This window comes from Paenibacillus sp. J22R160, assembly GCF_059692135.1.
The window spans coordinates 295,042-312,619 of the sequence record NZ_JCAUAU010000003.1 but is presented as its reverse complement, the minus strand read 5'-3'; the positions used below and the strand labels follow the sequence as shown (position 1 = coordinate 312,619).

12 protein-coding genes are annotated in these 17,578 nt (G+C 45.3%); 9 read left to right on the top strand and 3 right to left on the bottom strand.

All coding sequences use genetic code 11. The features are described 5' to 3' along the window. Positions 1–19: 19 nt before the first annotated feature. From AC58UW_RS08475 to AC58UW_RS08465, 3 genes are all read left to right on the top strand, one after another. A complete protein-coding gene (locus tag AC58UW_RS08475) occupies positions 20–1,777 on the top strand; it encodes a cache domain-containing sensor histidine kinase (protein WP_497420252.1) in 1,758 nt (585 codons plus the stop codon). Positions 1,778–1,964: 187 nt separating this feature from the next. Continuing rightward, positions 1,965–3,584, top strand: a complete 1,620-nt coding sequence (locus AC58UW_RS08470; protein ID WP_497420251.1) for a response regulator transcription factor — start codon at positions 1,965–1,967, stop codon at positions 3,582–3,584. 20 nt (positions 3,585–3,604) lie between these two features. After that, positions 3,605–4,693: a Gfo/Idh/MocA family protein gene (locus AC58UW_RS08465; protein WP_497420250.1), complete on the top strand. Its 1,089-nt coding sequence runs from the start codon at positions 3,605–3,607 to the stop codon at positions 4,691–4,693. 45 nt (positions 4,694–4,738) lie between these two features. Here the strand turns inward: AC58UW_RS08465 and AC58UW_RS08460 are convergent, their stop codons facing one another. Genes AC58UW_RS08460 through AC58UW_RS08450 form a run of 3 tightly spaced genes read right to left on the bottom strand, consistent with a single transcriptional unit; the run spans position 4,739 to position 8,048 of the window. Further along, positions 4,739–5,602, bottom strand: coding sequence for a transglutaminase family protein (locus AC58UW_RS08460; protein WP_497420249.1), 864 nt, complete (start codon positions 5,600–5,602; stop codon positions 4,739–4,741). Continuing rightward, complete coding sequence (locus AC58UW_RS08455) at positions 5,599–6,558, bottom strand: alpha-E domain-containing protein (protein WP_497420248.1); 960 nt, start codon at positions 6,556–6,558, stop codon at positions 5,599–5,601. The genes AC58UW_RS08460 and AC58UW_RS08455 overlap by 4 nt, the downstream gene beginning before the upstream one ends. 32 nt (positions 6,559–6,590) lie before the next feature. Next, positions 6,591–8,048 (bottom strand): circularly permuted type 2 ATP-grasp protein, encoded by a 1,458-nt coding sequence (locus AC58UW_RS08450; protein ID WP_497420247.1) that lies wholly within the window; start codon positions 8,046–8,048, stop codon positions 6,591–6,593. Between the two features lie 347 nt (positions 8,049–8,395). Here AC58UW_RS08450 and AC58UW_RS08445 point away from each other — a divergent pair, with 347 nt between their 5' ends. The 6 genes from AC58UW_RS08445 (at position 8,396) to AC58UW_RS08420 (ending at position 17,496) form a co-directional block, all read left to right on the top strand. After that, positions 8,396–10,603 carry a methyl-accepting chemotaxis protein gene (locus AC58UW_RS08445; protein ID WP_497420246.1) on the top strand — a complete coding sequence of 736 codons (2,208 nt, stop codon included), beginning with the start codon at positions 8,396–8,398 and terminating at the stop codon, positions 10,601–10,603. A gap of 130 nt (positions 10,604–10,733) precedes the next feature. Then, the gene (locus AC58UW_RS08440; protein WP_497420245.1) at positions 10,734–11,264 is read left to right on the top strand and encodes a hemerythrin domain-containing protein; all 531 of its coding nucleotides are present in this window, start codon (positions 10,734–10,736) and stop codon (positions 11,262–11,264) included. Between the two features lie 230 nt (positions 11,265–11,494). Next, entirely contained in the window at positions 11,495–13,837 is a 2,343-nt protein-coding gene (locus tag AC58UW_RS08435) for an AraC family transcriptional regulator (RefSeq protein ID WP_497420614.1), read from the top strand. A gap of 222 nt (positions 13,838–14,059) precedes the next feature. After that, on the top strand, positions 14,060–14,980 hold the full coding sequence (locus AC58UW_RS08430; RefSeq protein ID WP_497420244.1) for an ABC transporter permease: 921 nt from the start codon (positions 14,060–14,062) through the stop codon (positions 14,978–14,980). Positions 14,981–14,999: 19 nt separating this feature from the next. After that, the gene (locus AC58UW_RS08425; RefSeq protein WP_497420243.1) at positions 15,000–15,887 is read left to right on the top strand and encodes a carbohydrate ABC transporter permease; all 888 of its coding nucleotides are present in this window, start codon (positions 15,000–15,002) and stop codon (positions 15,885–15,887) included. A 55-nt stretch (positions 15,888–15,942) separates the two neighbouring features. Then, a complete protein-coding gene (locus AC58UW_RS08420; protein ID WP_497420242.1) occupies positions 15,943–17,496 on the top strand; it encodes an ABC transporter substrate-binding protein in 1,554 nt (517 codons plus the stop codon). The last annotated feature ends 82 nt before the right edge of the window (positions 17,497–17,578 follow it).

The window sequence follows — 17,578 nt, the reverse complement described above, 5'->3', positions numbered from 1 at the left end:
TAATGGGAGCGAAGACCGCATGACGAATCCTTTCAAAAAGTTTAGAATCGATCATCTGTTTTTCCGTAGTTTTGCTGGATTTATCATTGTAGTATTGGCTTGCAGCGTATGGGCCAGTTATAGCATTTCGTCAAGGGAGCTTGCCCAAACGACGTTTCAATACCAACAGAAGCTGCTCGATGAGTTGAATAACGAAATCACGACAAGGCTTGTTACCATTGAACAAATCTCTCTATCTACGTCGCGCGACAACGAGCTCATCACCTTCCTGGTTAATAAGCAGGATGAGTTCGACCGCTATCGGAGTTCAATGAGCGTTGAGAAGGCGCTCGCGAACTTGACGTATTCAATTCCGCTCATCCAAGGGATTGATTTGTATATGAATCGACCGCTAGAAGGCGATGCAAAGAGCTACATTCAGTTTCGAGACATGGCGGATTTGAACAAGCAGTCTTGGTCTGAGCTGTTGACGGGGAACGACTTCACATGGTCGATCGAGCATTTAATTCCAAGTTTTCAAGGCGATGTGCCCGTTCTGAGCTTTGCCAGAAAAATCGTGTATGACGACAAATACTTAGGTGTATTGGTCATTCACGTGAAGGCGGATCAGATCAGAAGCTTGCTGGCGGGACATTCTTCGGAAACGAATCGACTCATGATTGACTCGCGTGGAGAGCAGTTTTTGAAAATTGGTCAGATCCCCGATCATAACGAACTGTCCAAATGGATGGAAAGCGATGCGAAACAGAAGCAATCGGGCTTCTTACGCACCAAGGGCAGCAGTGAAGCGGGCGATTCCCTCCTGGTTTATTCGAAGTTACTCGATTCTACCTGGACGTTGGTTGAAATTACCCCTTGGCAGCAAATTACCGCAGGCAGTATCAGGCTGGCCGAAGTCATCGGTATCATTGGTATTGCTGCTGTCCTGCTAACGCTGATTTTAACGCATTTCTTGAGCCGCCAATTCACGAAGCCCATCAAGAAACTCGTGAGCGCAATGGGCGTCTATTCCGTAGGCGGTAACAATGTGGAGCTTCCAGTCGATTATCAAAATGAGTTCGGTTATTTGTTCGCTGGATACCGCAAACAGAATGAACGAATCGAGGAGTTATATCTCTCCTTGCAGCGCAGATACGAACAGCAGCGAAAGGCGGAAATTGAGGCGCTTCAGGCGAACATTAACCCGCATTTCCTCTACAATACGCTGGATCAGCTGAATTGGATGGCTATCGAAGCGGGTCAGGATGAGATTAGCCGTATTCTGGAGCTAATGGGACGCATGTTTCGGATTGGCCTCTCGAATGGGGACAGCTTTATTACCATCGATGAGGAGCTTATGCACATCGAGTGTTATTTGGAGATTCAGCAGCTGAGGTGGAGAACAGGGCTCGAGTATGGCATCGAGGCGTCCCCTGACATTCGTAAGCTGTTCATCCCGAAGTTAACACTTCAGCCTTTTGTGGAGAATGCGATCGTTCATGGTTTTAACTCGCGCAGTCAAGGCCACATTCAAATTCGACTGCTGGCTACGCTGGATAACCTTCAAATTATAATAGATGACAATGGGATTGGTCTTCAGCAAATGGTAGAGAAGAAACATAAACGCTATACAGGCGGTTATGGTATACGAAATGTCAGGGAGCGGATAGCGGGATATTTCGGCGGCGAGTATGGCATTACGCTGCAGGATCGGCCAGAAGGAGGAACACGTGTGATCATTGTGCTTCCCCGTCTGGCTCAACCGCCCGTAAAGGATCAGCTGGAGAAAGCGGACTAGTTCGTTGTATTTTAAAATAAATCGTGCATTCCTCTTCTTTCAAAGATGAGCCTGAATTGGTAGTATAAAGGTATGTTTTCAAATAGGGGATAATTAAGCCTGGAACAAAAGCCTGTTCCGGGCCAATGGTATATGACGTAGCAGCAGTTATGATTGAACAAAGGTTGAAATTAAGGAGGCAGGCGTTGTGTGGAAGATCGCTATCATTGACGATGAGCGCCAGGTTCTTCAAGGAATGAAACGAGCGATACCTTGGGAAGAGCTTGACGCAGATTGGGTTGGAGAAGCGCTGAACGGACAGGACGGACTGGAGCTCATTCGAACGGCTGCCCCAGATATTGTCATTACGGATATTTATATGCCGGTCATGAATGGTCTTGATATGATTGAGCAGCTAAGGAAAGATGGCTTTTGCGGGAAAATTATTATTTTGAGCGGATATTCAGATTTTGAGCATGCGAGGCAGGCACTTCGGTGCAATGTTAGTGATTATTTATCTAAGCCAATTAGTGTCCCTACGTTAAAAACGATTCTTGGAAAAGCCATCGGAGAGCTGATGGAAGAAGAAGAGAAGCGGATCAAGCAGGATGAGTTGCAACAGAAATTAATGCTGTACGAGCCTTTTATTGAAAAAGAGTGGGTAAAGTCGGCGGTGGCCGGAACCCTGGACAGCTCCTATCGGAATGAGGATCGGCTGCCGGGTCCTTACCGTTTTTGGTGCGAGAGCAAGCATGTAGTCATTGGCATCGACCTGATTCGTGATGTTCGCACATCGGACCTGTCTCTGCCGGATTGGAGCTTGTTCCGTTTTGCGATTAGCAATATCGTCTGTGAGGTGGCGCGCGAAGCTTTTGCAGCTGTTGAATATGTAGAGCTTCATGGAACAAGGGCGGTACTTATCCTTCATCCCACAGCTGACAGTTCACAGCAAGAGCTGGAGCAGAAGCTTAGCAAGCTGGGGATCCGGCTCATCGATTGCATCAATAGCTATTTGAAGCTGGTCATTCGTGTTGGCATCGGAGGTACCAAAGAAGCGTGGACCGAAATGCCAGATTCGACGGAGGAAGCGTTCCAAGCGATTGATTTACGGGATCGTCGCGTTGATTCGGCTTATGATTTGTTCGTTTATAGCGAGGAGATGAGAAACGATCAAGGGACGCTTGTGATGCGGCCGGCCAAGTTTTATTTTGAATTAGCCGGTGCTATGAAGGCTTCCCAGGAATCGCAGGCTCAGCAGCTTGTGGCACAGTATACCCAGCAGTTGAAGGAACAAAAAGGGATAACACCGGATTATGTGCAAATGCTGGCGGGGGAGTTGTGGGGCATTTTTGCCTATTGTCTCTATGAGGTCGGCATGGTGCTCGATGATATTTTCCCGAATGATCAGATTGTGAAAGAAATGGTCGGATTGACTTTGCCGGGGCAATTAGCGGATTGGCTGACTGCCAAAATATCTGTTATTTTCAGCAGCAGGCAATGGAAAGGGAACAGCAAACACAGACAAGCTGTCGATTTCATGACACAATATATCCATGAGCATTACGCAGATGATATGACGCTTGCCGATTTGTCGGATAAGGTGTATATCTCGCGGAATCATTTGTCGATCATTTTCAAAAATATGACCGGCGAAACGTTCAATACCTACCTAACACGCGTGCGTATTGAGAAGGCAAGAGAACTGCTGTTGGAAAGAAACATGCTCGTTTATGAAGTGGCGGAGCGTGTGGGCTACAAAAACGTACCCTATTTCAGCACGCTTTTCAAGAAATTTACCGGCATGAACCCGACAGAACTCATTAAATGATGGCAGAGGGAGAGGTAGTTATGATGAAACCAGTGAAATTCAGCTTGATCGGTGGTGCCGGCTTTCGTGCGCAATATTTTCTGCGAATTGCGCAGGCGCTGCCTGAGCGGTTTGAAATTAGCGGAATGGTTGTCAGAAGTGAAGACAAAGGCAAGGAAATGGAAGCGAAGTGGGGGACAGCGACATACCGCTCGCTTGAACAGCTTTTAGAAAGCGAACATCCGGATTTTGTCGTTGTCTCCGTCTCCCCCTCTCAAAGTCTAGACTACCTTCTGACGTTGGCGGAGCGGGGGATTCCCGTTTTGTTGGAAACGCCACCTGCACCTGATTTGGGTGGACTTCAGCTATTGCATGAACGGTTAACCCTTAAAGGTGCTCGTGTTCAGGTAGCGGAGCAGTACCATTTTCATCCAGCTCAGCAAGCGCGTTTGGAGCTTATTCGTACCGGGCAATTGGGTAAAATTACGGAAACAACGGTTTCCATTTCACATTTATACCATGGCGTCAGTTTAATTCGGAAAATGTTAGGAGTCAATTTCGAAGATGTTCGGATTAAGGCGATGCGTTTTGAGTCCGCGTGGGTTCAGGGTCCCACACGGAGTGGTCCGCCTACGGAAGATAAACTCGTTCCTTCACAGAGAGATCTGGCTTGGCTGGATTTTGGCGATCGCCTAGGCATCTATGATTTTACGAAAGACCAGCACCGCTCATGGACACGCTTCAATCATTTGTCCGTTAGAGGAGAACGCGGGGAAATTTTCGATAATCGGGTTCTGATTCAGCAGGAATCATGCGCAGAGCTTCGATTGGAGCTGCAGCGCATGAACAGAGGCGAGCTGGAAAATGCGGAAGGGTATTATCTGAAAGGAATTCTATGCGGTGACAAATGGGTTTATGAGAACCCATTCGCTCCAGCAAGATTATACGATGACGAAATTGCTATAGCCGCCTGCCTGCAGAAAATGGCTGAGTACACCTTTGGAGGGCCTAGCTTCTATAGCCTTGAAGAAGCCTCGCAGGACCAGTATCTCGGGATGATGATCGAGAAAGCTATTTCAACCGGAGAAACAATCACGACAGAGCCCCAGTGTTGGGTGCCCAAAACATAAGTGAGGAGCAAGCAAGTGCCTATTCCTCACCTATTTCTGATAGGCTTACTCAATCAGTTTGACGTCTACGATGACTTCAAGGTCTTGTTGTCCGGCACCGCGATACACCCCTTTGACAGGAACAATATCGTTGTAGTCGCGGCCATGGCCTAACTTGATATAGCGCCAATTGACCTCGCAGTTGTTGGTAGGGTCATACCCAAACCAACCGCTGCCTGGAATTAGGCACTCTACCCAGGCATGGGAGGCTTGCGTAAATTCAGCGCTGCCTCCTTGCAAATCGCCGACAAAATGATAGCCGCTCACGTATCTTGCAGGTATGCCCTTATCTCGGCAAACGGCGATCATCAAATGCGAATAGTCCTGACACACGCCTCTTCTAAGCTTCAACATTTCACCTACAGTGGTCTGTACGGACGTAGCAGAGGGATCATAGGTGAAATCGCGATGGATCGTAGTATTGATGGTGCTCAGCAAGTCATATAAGGAAATATGTTGATCGTTAATCGCATCTGAATAGGTCTTGATCTCGTTTGTGAGCCCCGTGTAGCTGGTAGGGAGCAAGTATTCCGCGTATTCATTTTGGAAATCATCACTGAGCCGCAGCGCCTTCTCCTCATAGGGGGAGAGAGCTGCGCTCGGGATGTTATCGTTATCGTGCGTCACAACGGTAGAGCTCATTTTGATGGTGAGTTCACGATGGATTTTATTCACGGTGAAGGCATGCACACGGTTATGAAAGTAATCCGAATACGTAAAAAAAGCAGATACAGGTTCGGTGATAATACTGTGATGGTAGCAGGATTGACGATTGTCAGTCAGCGGAGTCAAGCGAATTTCATTGACACTGTCCTGTGCCGTATCCGTATAGGAATAACGTGTAATATGCGTAATCTCCAGCTTCTTCATGCAATGACCTCCTCCCTGGAGGGAAAAAAGACTTTGGACATCCGTAAGCCCATTAGGTTGCACGATTCACGGAGAGCCTGTAAGGTCATTTCCAATTTTCCGGATAAAATATCTTCCTCATCCATGCAGGCTAGGTTAGCTTTCACTTTCCCTGCCAGCTTGGCTAGTTTGTGTACCGTCATGTTCAAATCGGGATCTTCGAGTTGGATGCTCTTTAAGGAACGTTCCAACGCTTGAAAAGAGTAGCTGATTGATCTTGGAAAGGCCTCATGCAGCATCAGGAATTTGATGATATTGTTCAGGTTAACCGTGTCCGCATACTCTCTGCGGAACGATTCATAACCGCTAACTGATTTTAGTACAGAGAGCATAAGCGGGTAGGAGGACATTTCCTCCTTGGCGTAATCCTGGCATAAGGATTGCAGCAAGCGAAGCAGATTCTCAGCGCGCTCCAGATATCGTCCTGCTTCTATGAAATGCCATTCATTTTGGCGCGGCATGACAGAGGTCGCTGCCCCGTGAAACATCGATAAATTGTCTCGGACGAAACGATAAAATAAATGGGGTGAATCGCTTGTGATATCGCGGACATCTTTCTCTTTTAGCCACAAATACAAGCCATTCATAATGTCCCACAGCTCTGCGGGCATTTTCTCCCGGATATTGCGCAGATTGGTCCGGGCATGATTGGTGCAGGCGAGTAAGGAATTCACATTATTTTTATCGAGTGTAATGTATTGAAGGACGTGCTGCTCCGTGCAGCTGCTATATTGCTCATTAAAAACAGTTCTGTCGCCGATTGTATCGATTAGCCGGCTCCAAATTTGACCGCTGCCGCTCTCCCGTTCCTCACGGATATGATAATATACATCAATTAACCTCGCGTGATTCTCTGTTCTTTCCGTATACCGTCCGATCCAGAATAAAGCTTCCGCTGTTCGTCCCATCATCACCATATTCCGCTGGCCTCCCATCTAAATGTGGATTTCTACGAATTCGTCACCCATGTGTCTTTGCAGCCCCCGCCTTGGGAGGAGTTCACAACGAGTGAACCTTCTTTGAGCGCTACCCGCGTAAGTCCGCCGGGAATGACTTCAATCGATTCACCTGCGATAACGAAGGCACGGAGATCAATATGCCGCGCTGCCATTTGGCCGTCCAGCATGACGGGTGCTCTCGACAGCTGAATGGTTGGTTGCGCGATGTAGCGATCAGGGTTCGCTATAATTTTCAGTCTGAAATCCGCTATTTCGCTCTCCGAAGCCGTAGGTCCGATGAGCATGCCGTATCCGCCCGAGAGGGACGTTTCTTTGACGACCATCGTGTTCAAATGTTGAAGCACATGCTCCCTTTCATCCGGTCTGGAGAGAATGTAAGTAGGCACGTTGTTCAGAATCGGTTCCTCGTTCAAATAGTAGCGGATCATGTCTGGAACATAGGCATAAATGGCTTTGTCGTCGGCTACGCCAGTGCCTGGAGCGTTGACGATGTTGATGTTGCCGGCGCGGTAGGCATTCATGATGCCTGCGACACCCAGCATGGAACTTGGGTCAAAGGCAAGTGGATCAAGGAAATCATCGTCAATTCTGCGATAAAGCACATCGATTTGGCGAAGTCCTTTGATACTGCGAATGTACACCTTATGATCGATGACGACGAGATCGTTGCCTTCTACAAGCTCGATCCCCATTTGCTGAGCAAGGAACGTATGCTCGAAATATGCTGAATTATAACAGCCTGGGGTAAGCAGGCCGATAACCGGATCTTTTTTCCCGGAAGGACTAAGTCTGCGCAAAGCGGATAGAAACACATTTAAACTTTGTTCAATATCTTGGATGGAATGGCTAAACACGAGCTCGGGGAATAAATGCGTCATGATAGAACGGCTTTTATATAAGTAGGAAAAACCTGACGGCGATCGGAGGTTGTCTTCGAGAACAAAGTATTCGCCGTGCTCATCGCGGATTAAGTCGATGCCAGAAACGGTTACGTACACATCATTAGGAATGGATAGACGCATCATTTCAGGCCGGAAATAGCAGTTCGAGAGAACCATTTTTCTTGGAATAATACCATCCTTGAGGATGCATTGGTCATGGTATATGTCCTTAAGAAATAAATTGAGTGCCTTCACGCGCTGTCCAAGCCCTTTTTCAAGCTTAAGCCATTCATCCCTTGGGATGATACGTGGAATTGGATCGAAAGGGATCGTGCGTTCGAGCGCTTCGGTCTGATCAGGACTGTAGAGTGTGAAGGTAATTCCTTCTTCCATCATCCGTTTCATGGTAGCGGTTTGGCGCTTGTTCAAATTGCCAGATTTCATTGTCATGAACTGCCGGAACACTGTTTGATAATGGGTACGAACCGAATAGGCGCTCATAAACATTTCATCGTAAAAGGGGTGGGGATCATAGGGTGTGGTGACCAGATTCTCAGGTTTTGACATCGCAGCTTCCTGGTTTCTTAACTATGCATTCGGAAGCTACATGGAAATAAGGGCCCGAAGCAGAAACCAGGCCTCCTTTCTGATCTTCATTCTTAAATTGTGGTAGAGAATATAACGTAAATTGATGGCGATGCCTATATTTTCTTATATTGTAGATTTTTCAGAAAATTATGTCAATATAGCTGACGTAAAATTAATATGACGGAAATACCTTGTAGGTAAAAAGTATTAAAGATTTTCGAAAATTCCTATTTTTGTCTTGCGTTACGACAGAAACAACTATAAAATGTCGAATAAGATAAATGTTAAAAAAATTCACATTGTATGTGAATATAGGGGGACGGGGTATGTTTGATTGGCTAGGTTTTCGGAAAGGATTGCCGCTTTGGTGGTCATATCGGTTGAATCATCACCTGAAGGAAGATGTTGAACATATCTTTGAAGGGATAGCTCATACACGGACAGAAATATTGCGAAGCTGGGTGGAAACCTATTGGTCTCATCTGGACAGGTTGCATGCGATGTTATCCGAGTCGGCTTCAAATTCTTCGCAGATTTCTCAAGATTCAGCAGTTATACAGAAAATGCTCGCTGCTGCGCTGAAGAGTGGGGCTGATTTTTCGGAAATTTTTATATTAAATGAAAGAGCTGGTGTGACTTACTCGACCTACCCTGCTCACGTTGGGAAGACGTATGTCGCTGGAAGCGGCCTTATGAAGGGGCTAGAGGAGACACGCAGAGGGGAGAAATGTTTGTTTGGGCCATTTTCTGACCCGCTAACCTTACAAATTGGTCCAAGCACCTCGCCGTTTCATGACGCTATGACGATGGCTTTTATCTTACCTTTGGCGAAGAACGGGGAGTGGAAAGGGGCTATCTGCGGCCGCGTGCCGAACGATGTGCTTGGGGACTTGATTCAACGGGAATCCGGACACATATATCCAGACTCAGGCGACAACTATTTATTCATGGCGAAGCCGGTGTTGAATAAGCAGGTTGCTCCAGGTACGGCGTTGTCCCGAAGTCGGTTTGAGGATCTGACTTTTACGCATGGCGATAATTTAAAAGACGGCGTACGGACGGATTTCGGTATAGTCGGCGTTAAGGATCATACGGAGCTGGAGCTGATCTTCACAGATCCGGCAACAGGACAGCTGCACCCGGGTGTTGCAGGAACCATTGCCAAAGGGAACAACCTGTTCGTGGAATTTCCGGGTTATTCGGATTACCGCCACATATCGGTTATTGGGAAAGGAGTTACGTTCCAATTGCCGCATTGCCCCGATATATGGGGGATGATGTGTGAAGGGGATCTGGAAGAGGTATACCGGATTCGCAGCATCGATTGGAAAATGTTCAGTTTGCAAATTAGATTTATTGTAGGTTTTATATTACTCTCGGCTGGTGGCTTTTGGCTGTTAAACGGTCATATCTCAAGCGGGCTGGGCACGGCGATTGCAGCTGCTGCCAGTGCAATATACGGTTGGATCGGCTCCGGCATCATCAGACGCAAAGGCAGTAAGAAGGTTGTTAAGCAGCTTGCCCAAATCAATAAGTTCATCCGCTTGAACGCGGAAGGCAGCGGGGACTTGACGCAGCGATTGCGCGTGCAGGAGTTTGCAGGGGATGAGACCCGGGAGTTGGCAAAATGGATCAACAATATGATCGATTCCCTTGAGGGCATCATGCTGCAAGTGAAGCAAGCGGCGGCTGAGGTTCAGATCAGTCAAGATCGGCTCAATGAATCGACCGGCTCGACAGAGCAATCGACAGGTCGGATGAGCGTTCAGATACATAATATGATTCGTTCTTTGCGCGGACAACTCAAGGACATTGACGTAGCCAAGGATGTTACGCAAAATATGAGCGGCACGCTGCGCGAGCTGGAAGAAAAAGCATCGGATCAAATTGCGGTAGCCCAGGATGAAGTGGGGCGCATCGGCTATAAAATGGATCAGATTTCAGCCAAGGTAGCCGAAACGAATCAGACCATTCAGACGTTCCTGCTTACTACGCAAGAAATACCAAAGCTTTTGAAAGTCATTGAGGAAATTTCGGCTCAGACGAATCTACTCTCACTGAATGCCTCGATTGAGGCTGCGCGAGTTGGCGAGCACGGCAAAGGCTTTGCGGTCGTCGCAGGTGAGATTCGTAAATTGGCTGATCTGACGAAGAAGTCGACGACGGAGATCAACGAGACGATTGAACAGATCGAACGCCATGCGAATGAAGCCTTCATCTCGATGGAGGAAGGCACCAAGGTCGTATTGGAAGGGACGCAAATTGTTGCGGCGGCCTCTGAGATTCTCAGTAGCGCGAGCGCCCATGACACCATGAAAACGCAAGTGGTGGAGGAAGTGGTAGCGCTGATGGAGAAGGTAGCGGGTGTGAGCAAGGAGAACCGCCAAATCTCCGCGGAGGTCGAGCAAACCGTGCAAGAACTGCTGCAGGATATGCTGCACGTGCGCCAAACGACGGGAGATGTCGGGGCGATTACGCAATCGCTGCTCCAGCTCATGAATCAGTTCCAATTAACAGAGAGCCGTATTCGATAAATGTTCTAGTCGTTCTTTATTCCTTCGCATGATAGCTGACCCCACCTGCATAGAATGATAATGCAGAAAGGTCAGCTTTTTGCGTTTGCTTCATCAAGTTTTCAGAGGAGAACTCAAAGGAGGATGTAGAATGAAAGACCGTTTGAGCATTCAAACGAATAGGGAGTATATCGTGGATCCGGGCTATTTTCCCATACTCGTAGAACGTCTTAAGGAGGAACATTTACAGATGCGCGGGCAGCTTGCCGAAATCCGCACGATGGCTGCTTCCTTGTACTCCCTCGAGGATTGCTCAATAGGCATGTGTAAATTGATTGAACTCCAAGATCTGATTCTTTCACTGGTGGAAGAGCTGGAGCAGCATTCGGAGTGGGAGGAAAACGAGCTGTTTCCTCACCTGCAATCCTATTTGCATCCGACGACTGCGCTATCGGTCTCCCGTTCCATAACCGTTTTAGAACAGGATCATGACTTGGCAAAAAGAGTTGTGCAAACTTTCGTAGACGGTGTTAATGCGATGAAAGTGCCGATAGATGAGGAATTCCTGCATGTGATGGCATCGGAATTAATGACGGCCTGCTTAATCCTGCTCAGGCACTTCACCTTGGAGGAGGAGCTTGTGTATCCGCTTGCTGATCGCATTGTGGAGCAATTATCTTAAGTACATAAAAAAGGGTATTCGACAAGCATTTCAACTTGTGGATACCCTTTTTTTGTGCGTAGATAGGCTATTTTCACGGGACTCCCCTATAAAAGAAAGTAACTTTAAATTTAGGGATAGACGAAAGCTGTCGAAATATTTAGAATATAATTTATCCTGGAAATTCCAGTGTTACATATATAGAGTAAACTAATTTCATTTTGGATATTGTGGGGGTATGCAGAGTGAAAATGCCTAAGAGGCTGGGTTCAAAAAAATATTTAGCCCGAATCTACTTATGGTTTGCTTCGTTAATCTTACTAGTAACATCTATTTTATCAAGTGTCGTTTATTATAACGTGCAGGAGAAGGTTTTTGAAAACGAATATAATAATAGCAGGAAGCTCCTTGCACAGACCAAATACAACATAGAATATCTAGATGCAATGGTTCGTAATTTACTTTTATCGACTTACAACAATAATGATGTGCGGTCTTTAATGTACTTGAAAGAAGAAGAGACATTTGACTATATGAATGTCATGAATAAGCTGAAAAGCTCCGTCGTTTGGAGCAATTCCTTCGTCCAGTCGGTATACATTTATAACAATAACAAGCAGCGCTATTACTCCACATTTGGACAATTTATCTATCAAGATAAGGAATTAGAGGGTTTGCTTCAAGCTAAAGGATCGGATCTGCCGCCACTGAAGCCATTCATCCGAGAGATGAATGTGAGCCTTGATTCACAGCATGAACAAAAGGAAAAAGTGATCACTTATGTGATGTATGAACTGACAGACGAGCATGGCCGTATGGATGGGGCTGTCATTATTAATGTTAAATTAGAATGGCTGTTCAATAATATTAAAGCGATTAACAATGTAGAGGCCGAGCAGCTCAGCAAAATGTTCATTCTCAGTGACAAGCAGGATTTTATTGAAGTGAGTCAGGAGTTGTCTGAAGAAGGAACGAGGTTAGAAGCACTATTACAAGCGAAGTATCCATCGTTGGGAGAGTCGCAAAATTATTTTGACGTAAAATTGGATGGCACCAAATATTTGGCTTCCTATATCCCGGTTGATAATACCGGATGGGTTTTGTTCAAAACAGTTCCCTATGATGAAGCCTACGTTTATTTAATAAAACTAAGAACGAGCATTATTGTCATAACGGCTATTGTCCTGGTTGTAACACTCTTAGTTCTTTTGCAAGTATCCAGAGGGATCTATAGACCTGTAGAACAGCTGGTTTCGCAGCTGCGTTCGAGCCACCTAGCCCAAGGGGAGACTAGTGCGACAAGGGATGAGTTTATCTTTTTACAAGATGTTTACAGGAATTCGGCTAATCAGCTTGAGAAGTTTCAACAAGAGAAGATCTCTGGTCAGCAGCATAGACAGAATCGTTTTTTAAGCAAGTGGGTATTAAACAGTTTATCGGTTTCTAAAGAGGAATTTGAATTGGGCTGCAAAGCGTACAAGCTGCCTTTCCGGCAGGAGCAAATCTTTATGGTCTGTGTTTTGAAATTTGATAATTATAATCAGTTGTCTGATAAAAAGATGGAGGAGAAAGAGCTCCTCATATTCGCCATCATGAATATCGTCTCGGAATTTTTACGTAAAGCTTGCTTAGCCGAAGCGGTTGATTTGCGCAATGATCACATAGCTGTAATTCTACAGGCGAATCCGCAGGAAGAAATACCGGAAGCGTCCATCTTAGTGCTGCTTCAAGAGTGTCAGAGGTATGTGGTGCAATGTTATCATGTTTCAATTACTGCTGCTTTAAGTGCAAGCGTTACAGCCCATACCCATCTAACGACGGCTTATCAGCAAGCGCTCTCTGTCTCCATGTATCGGTTCCTCGCTGGCAAAATGTCTGTGTTAACGCAGGATTATTTCAAGCAATTAGGTCAGATCCCCTCTATGGATCGGGTGCTTGATCTTGAGAATCAATTGCTTGTCCAGGTTCGGAACGTCAACTATAAGGGATCAGCCGATAAACTTGCTATTTTGTTGGATGAAGTGAAAAAACTCGAATACAGCGATATGATGTTGTCTTTGCTGCATACTGTCAATCAATTTAAGTATCTTGTTTATGAGTTAAATAAGACGCGAAAAGAACCTGTTAAAGTAAATGCCATTCTAATGAGCAAAGAACTGCTGGAAATTGAAACGATCAACGAGTTTCAAACCAAGTTAATGGAGGTCATTTATGAAGTTACGAGTAACCAGGAAGTAGAGAGCAGTCAAGTCTCTGAAGATATAACAAAAGCGCTTCGCATCGAGCAGTTGATCGATGAACGTTATGCAGATTTGAATTTGGGGGCAGCAGAGATTGCGATAATTATTGGAGTCTCCCCTGCTAAGGTCGGAAAAATTTTTAAAGCTTACAAACAAATGTCTCTTCCTGATTATATTAATCGGGTGCGGCTGGAGAAGGCCGTTGAGTGGATGGAGAATTCGCAGTTAACCATTCAAGATGTTATTCGTAAAGTTGGTTTTGAAAATGAGAGTTATTTTTATAAAGTATTTAAAGCCAGATTTGGAACAACTCCACGTGAATTTATTGCCAAACGGGTAAAGGATCGAGTGTGAGGAGACCAGCCGTTACGTGAACATAGGCCGCTAAAGCCTTGCTGCGTAACGGTTTTTTGTGTAATAACAAAAAAATACAGTTCGTGAACAGGCGACAATCTAAAAAGTACGGTTGATGCAACAAGTAAGAATAAAATGAGCAGTTTACCATTTCTCCATGTGTATTTTACATTTAGGGTGCCAATCAGGTTTGAATAATAATTTACCCTAAGGAGTGAAACTGTGATTGCACTGAAGAGAGAATTAAACTATTTGAGAAAAAACAGGAGCTTATTTTTAATCTCCCTTCCGGCACTGTTGTTTGTATTTGCTTTCTCCTACTTACCGATGTTTGGGGCTGTGCTAGCGTTCAAGGACTTTAACTATGCTAAGGGGATTTGGGGAAGTGATTGGGCGGGTCTGGACAACTTTAAATTTTTCTTTACATCCCAGGATGCACTCAGAGTAACGCGCAATACGCTGATGCTGAACGCACTGTTCATTGTTATCGGGCTGGCGGCATCGGTCGTATTCGGAATTTTGTTAGCTGAGCTTGGAAGAAAAGCAGTGAGAGCCTTTCAAACTATACTCTTTTTCCCTTATTTTTTATCTTGGGTCGTCGTGGGCTATTTAACGTATATCCTGCTAAATCCTGCTTACGGTGCCGTTAATAAGCTGCTGGAATGGCTGAATATATCGCCGGTTGATTGGTACTCCGATCCTAAGTACTGGCCTGTTATCCTGGTGCTCACGTATCTATGGAAAAATGTTGGCTACACGGCAATTATTTTCTATACCGGATTGATGTCAATTGATCCTAGCTATTATGAAGCAGCAGCCATGGATGGAGCATCCAGATTTCAGCAGATCTTGCGTATTTCGTATCCATTAATTGTGCCATTGGTCCTTTTGCTTTTTATGCTGAATGTCGGCAAAATCTTTTATTCTGATTTCGGTTTGTTTTATTTTGTTCCCCGCAACGCAGGAGCCTTATACGCCACTACCGATGTTATCGATACCTATGTCTATCGTTCTCTAAGGGTCGTAGGAGACATTGGTATGGCATCGGCTGCTGGACTTTATCAATCGTTTGTCGGGCTTGTGCTTGTTCTTATAACGAATCGGATCGTCAAAAAAATCGACAGCGAGAGCGCGTTGTTCTAGCCTGAAGGGGGAGATAGCTATGCCGATCCGAAGTCGAGCACAGCAATGGTTTCAAGGTTTAAATCATTTATTTTTCATTTTAACTTCAATTGTAACTGTCATTCCGCTTATCTATGTGCTGTCTGTGTCCTTAACCTCCGATTCAGATATCGCTCATTATGGTTACAGCCTCATTCCTCAACATATCACAGGCAAGGCATATACGTATCTGCTGCAAACACCAAAGCAGTTAATCAATGCCTATGTCATTACGATTATTGTAACGGTCGTGGGTACCATGTTGAGCCTCGTTCTAACAACCACTGTCGCTTACGTCATGACACGCAGAGATTACCGATACCACCGCATTACGACGTTTTATGTATTTTTTACAATGCTTTTTAATGGCGGGCTTGTGCCTACCTACATGGTCATGACCAAGATTCTGCATCTACAGGATACGATATTTGCCTTATTCCTGCCTTATGGTGTGAGCGCATGGTTTGCCATGCTCATGCGCGGGTTTCTGATGGGCATGCCGTTCGAGGTCATCGAATCGGCAAAAATCGACGGGGCCAGCGAGCTGCGCATATTCGCCGGTATTATTGTGCCGTTGTCCAAACCAGCATTGGCTACTGTCGGTTTATTTTACGCGCTGGGCTATTGGAATGATTGGTGGTTGGCAATGCTTTATATTTCGGATAGCAATCTCGTTCCCCTGCAGTACCTGTTGCAAAGTATCATGTCCAACCTGGAACATTTGACTAGTCATATGCAGGCAGGGCTTAATATTAATCTGGATCAGATTCCAGGCGAATCTGCACGTATGGCGATTGCTGTTCTGGCGATTGGTCCGATGATGTTCGTATTTCCTTTCTTTCAGAAATACATCGTTAGAGGTCTTACCTTAGGTGCAGTCAAAGGTTAGGTTGTTACACTCATTTGAGTGTTCAATATAATAGAAAAATTAGGGAGGCCAAGAAATGAAAACAAGAAAAATGAAATCGATCTCACTTGTATTAGGTGCAATTCTATTAAGTTCTGCAATCCTTGCAGGTTGCGGTAAAACGGGGGATACCCCACCTACATCTTCACCTTCACCGGCCGCCAAAGAAACAATGGCTCCGGGAACAGAGACAAAGAAACTTGATCCGGTGAAACTCAAATGGTACTTGCCTCAAGGCGCCTTCCCCGATGCCAAAGCGGTATTTGCAGAGATGAGCAAAATTACAAAAGAAAAAATTAATGCAGAGCTCGATATTGAGTTCGTAGATTGGGGAAATTACGATCAAAAAATGCAAGCGGTGCTTGCATCAGGAGAAAGTGTAGATCTGATGTACACATCGAACTGGACGAATGATTATGTTTCTGCTGTGAATAAAGGCGCATATCTGGATGTCACAGATCTGCTCAAGAAGTATGGCACGAACATTCTAAAACAGGTACCTGAAAAAGCATGGGAAGCCCCTAAGATTAACGGTAAATTGTATGGCATTATTAATACGCAGGTTCTGGCAAGGACACCAGGCATGCTTATCAATAAAACCTACGCGGATAAATACGGCTTTGATCCGTCGAAAGCCAAGAAGCTTGAAGATTTGACTCCATTCTTAGAAAAAGTAGCCGCTGGCGAGAAAGATAAATATGCCTTTCGCGTGAAAGGCAACGACGATCAACTTAGTTATGTTGGGTCGGCGCTTGGCATTGAGTACTTCGCGGATACGAATCCAGGCGTGCTTCTTATCAATGACAACAATACGAAGGTCGTCAATCTCTTTGAGACAAAGGAGTATGTCAACTTCCTGAAACTGATGCATGAGTGGTATCAAAAAGGCATTATCCGCAAAGACGCACCTACTATTACGGATCTTGATGCGGATGAGAAGGCTGGTAAGTATATTACAAGAACAGCCGTTATGAACCCTGATGTACCAGCTAACCAAGCGGATCGTTACGGCAATGGGAAGCCAGAAAACGTCCTAACCGCGCAATTTTCTGCACCTTATATGAGTACTGGCTCTATTATTGGAACTTTGACAGCTATTCCCCGTACATCGAAAAATCCAGAACGAGCCATGATGTTTTATGATTTGATGTATTCGGACGTTAAGTTATTTAATCTTATGAACTATGGAATTGAAGGCAAGCACTACAAGAAAACAGGCGAAGATCTGATTGAAACGATACCTAACAGTGGTTACAACGTTGCTTCAGGATGGGAGTACGGCAACATGTTTAACTCCTATCGTACGAGCCCATTGCAACCAAAGTGGTACCCAGCAGGACCGGATATGAACAGCGCAGCTATTTCGTCTAAAGTGCTTGGATTCAGCTTCGATCCTTCTAAAGTGAAAAGTGAGCTTGCGCAATGTGCTTCCGCCATCAGCGAATTTAAAGCGGGCTTAATTACAGGAGCGCTGGATCCAGACGTCCATTTGCCAAAATTAAATGAAAAGCTGAAAAAAGCAGGCATGGACAAGCTGCTGGCTGAAATGCAAACGCAAATTGATGCATGGAAGGTAGCGAATAAAAAGTAAGTTTAAGAAGTGGCGAGGGTAATTATTACCTTCGTCATTTCTTATTTAAAGAGTTGGAATTTTCCACATTTATACTATTATT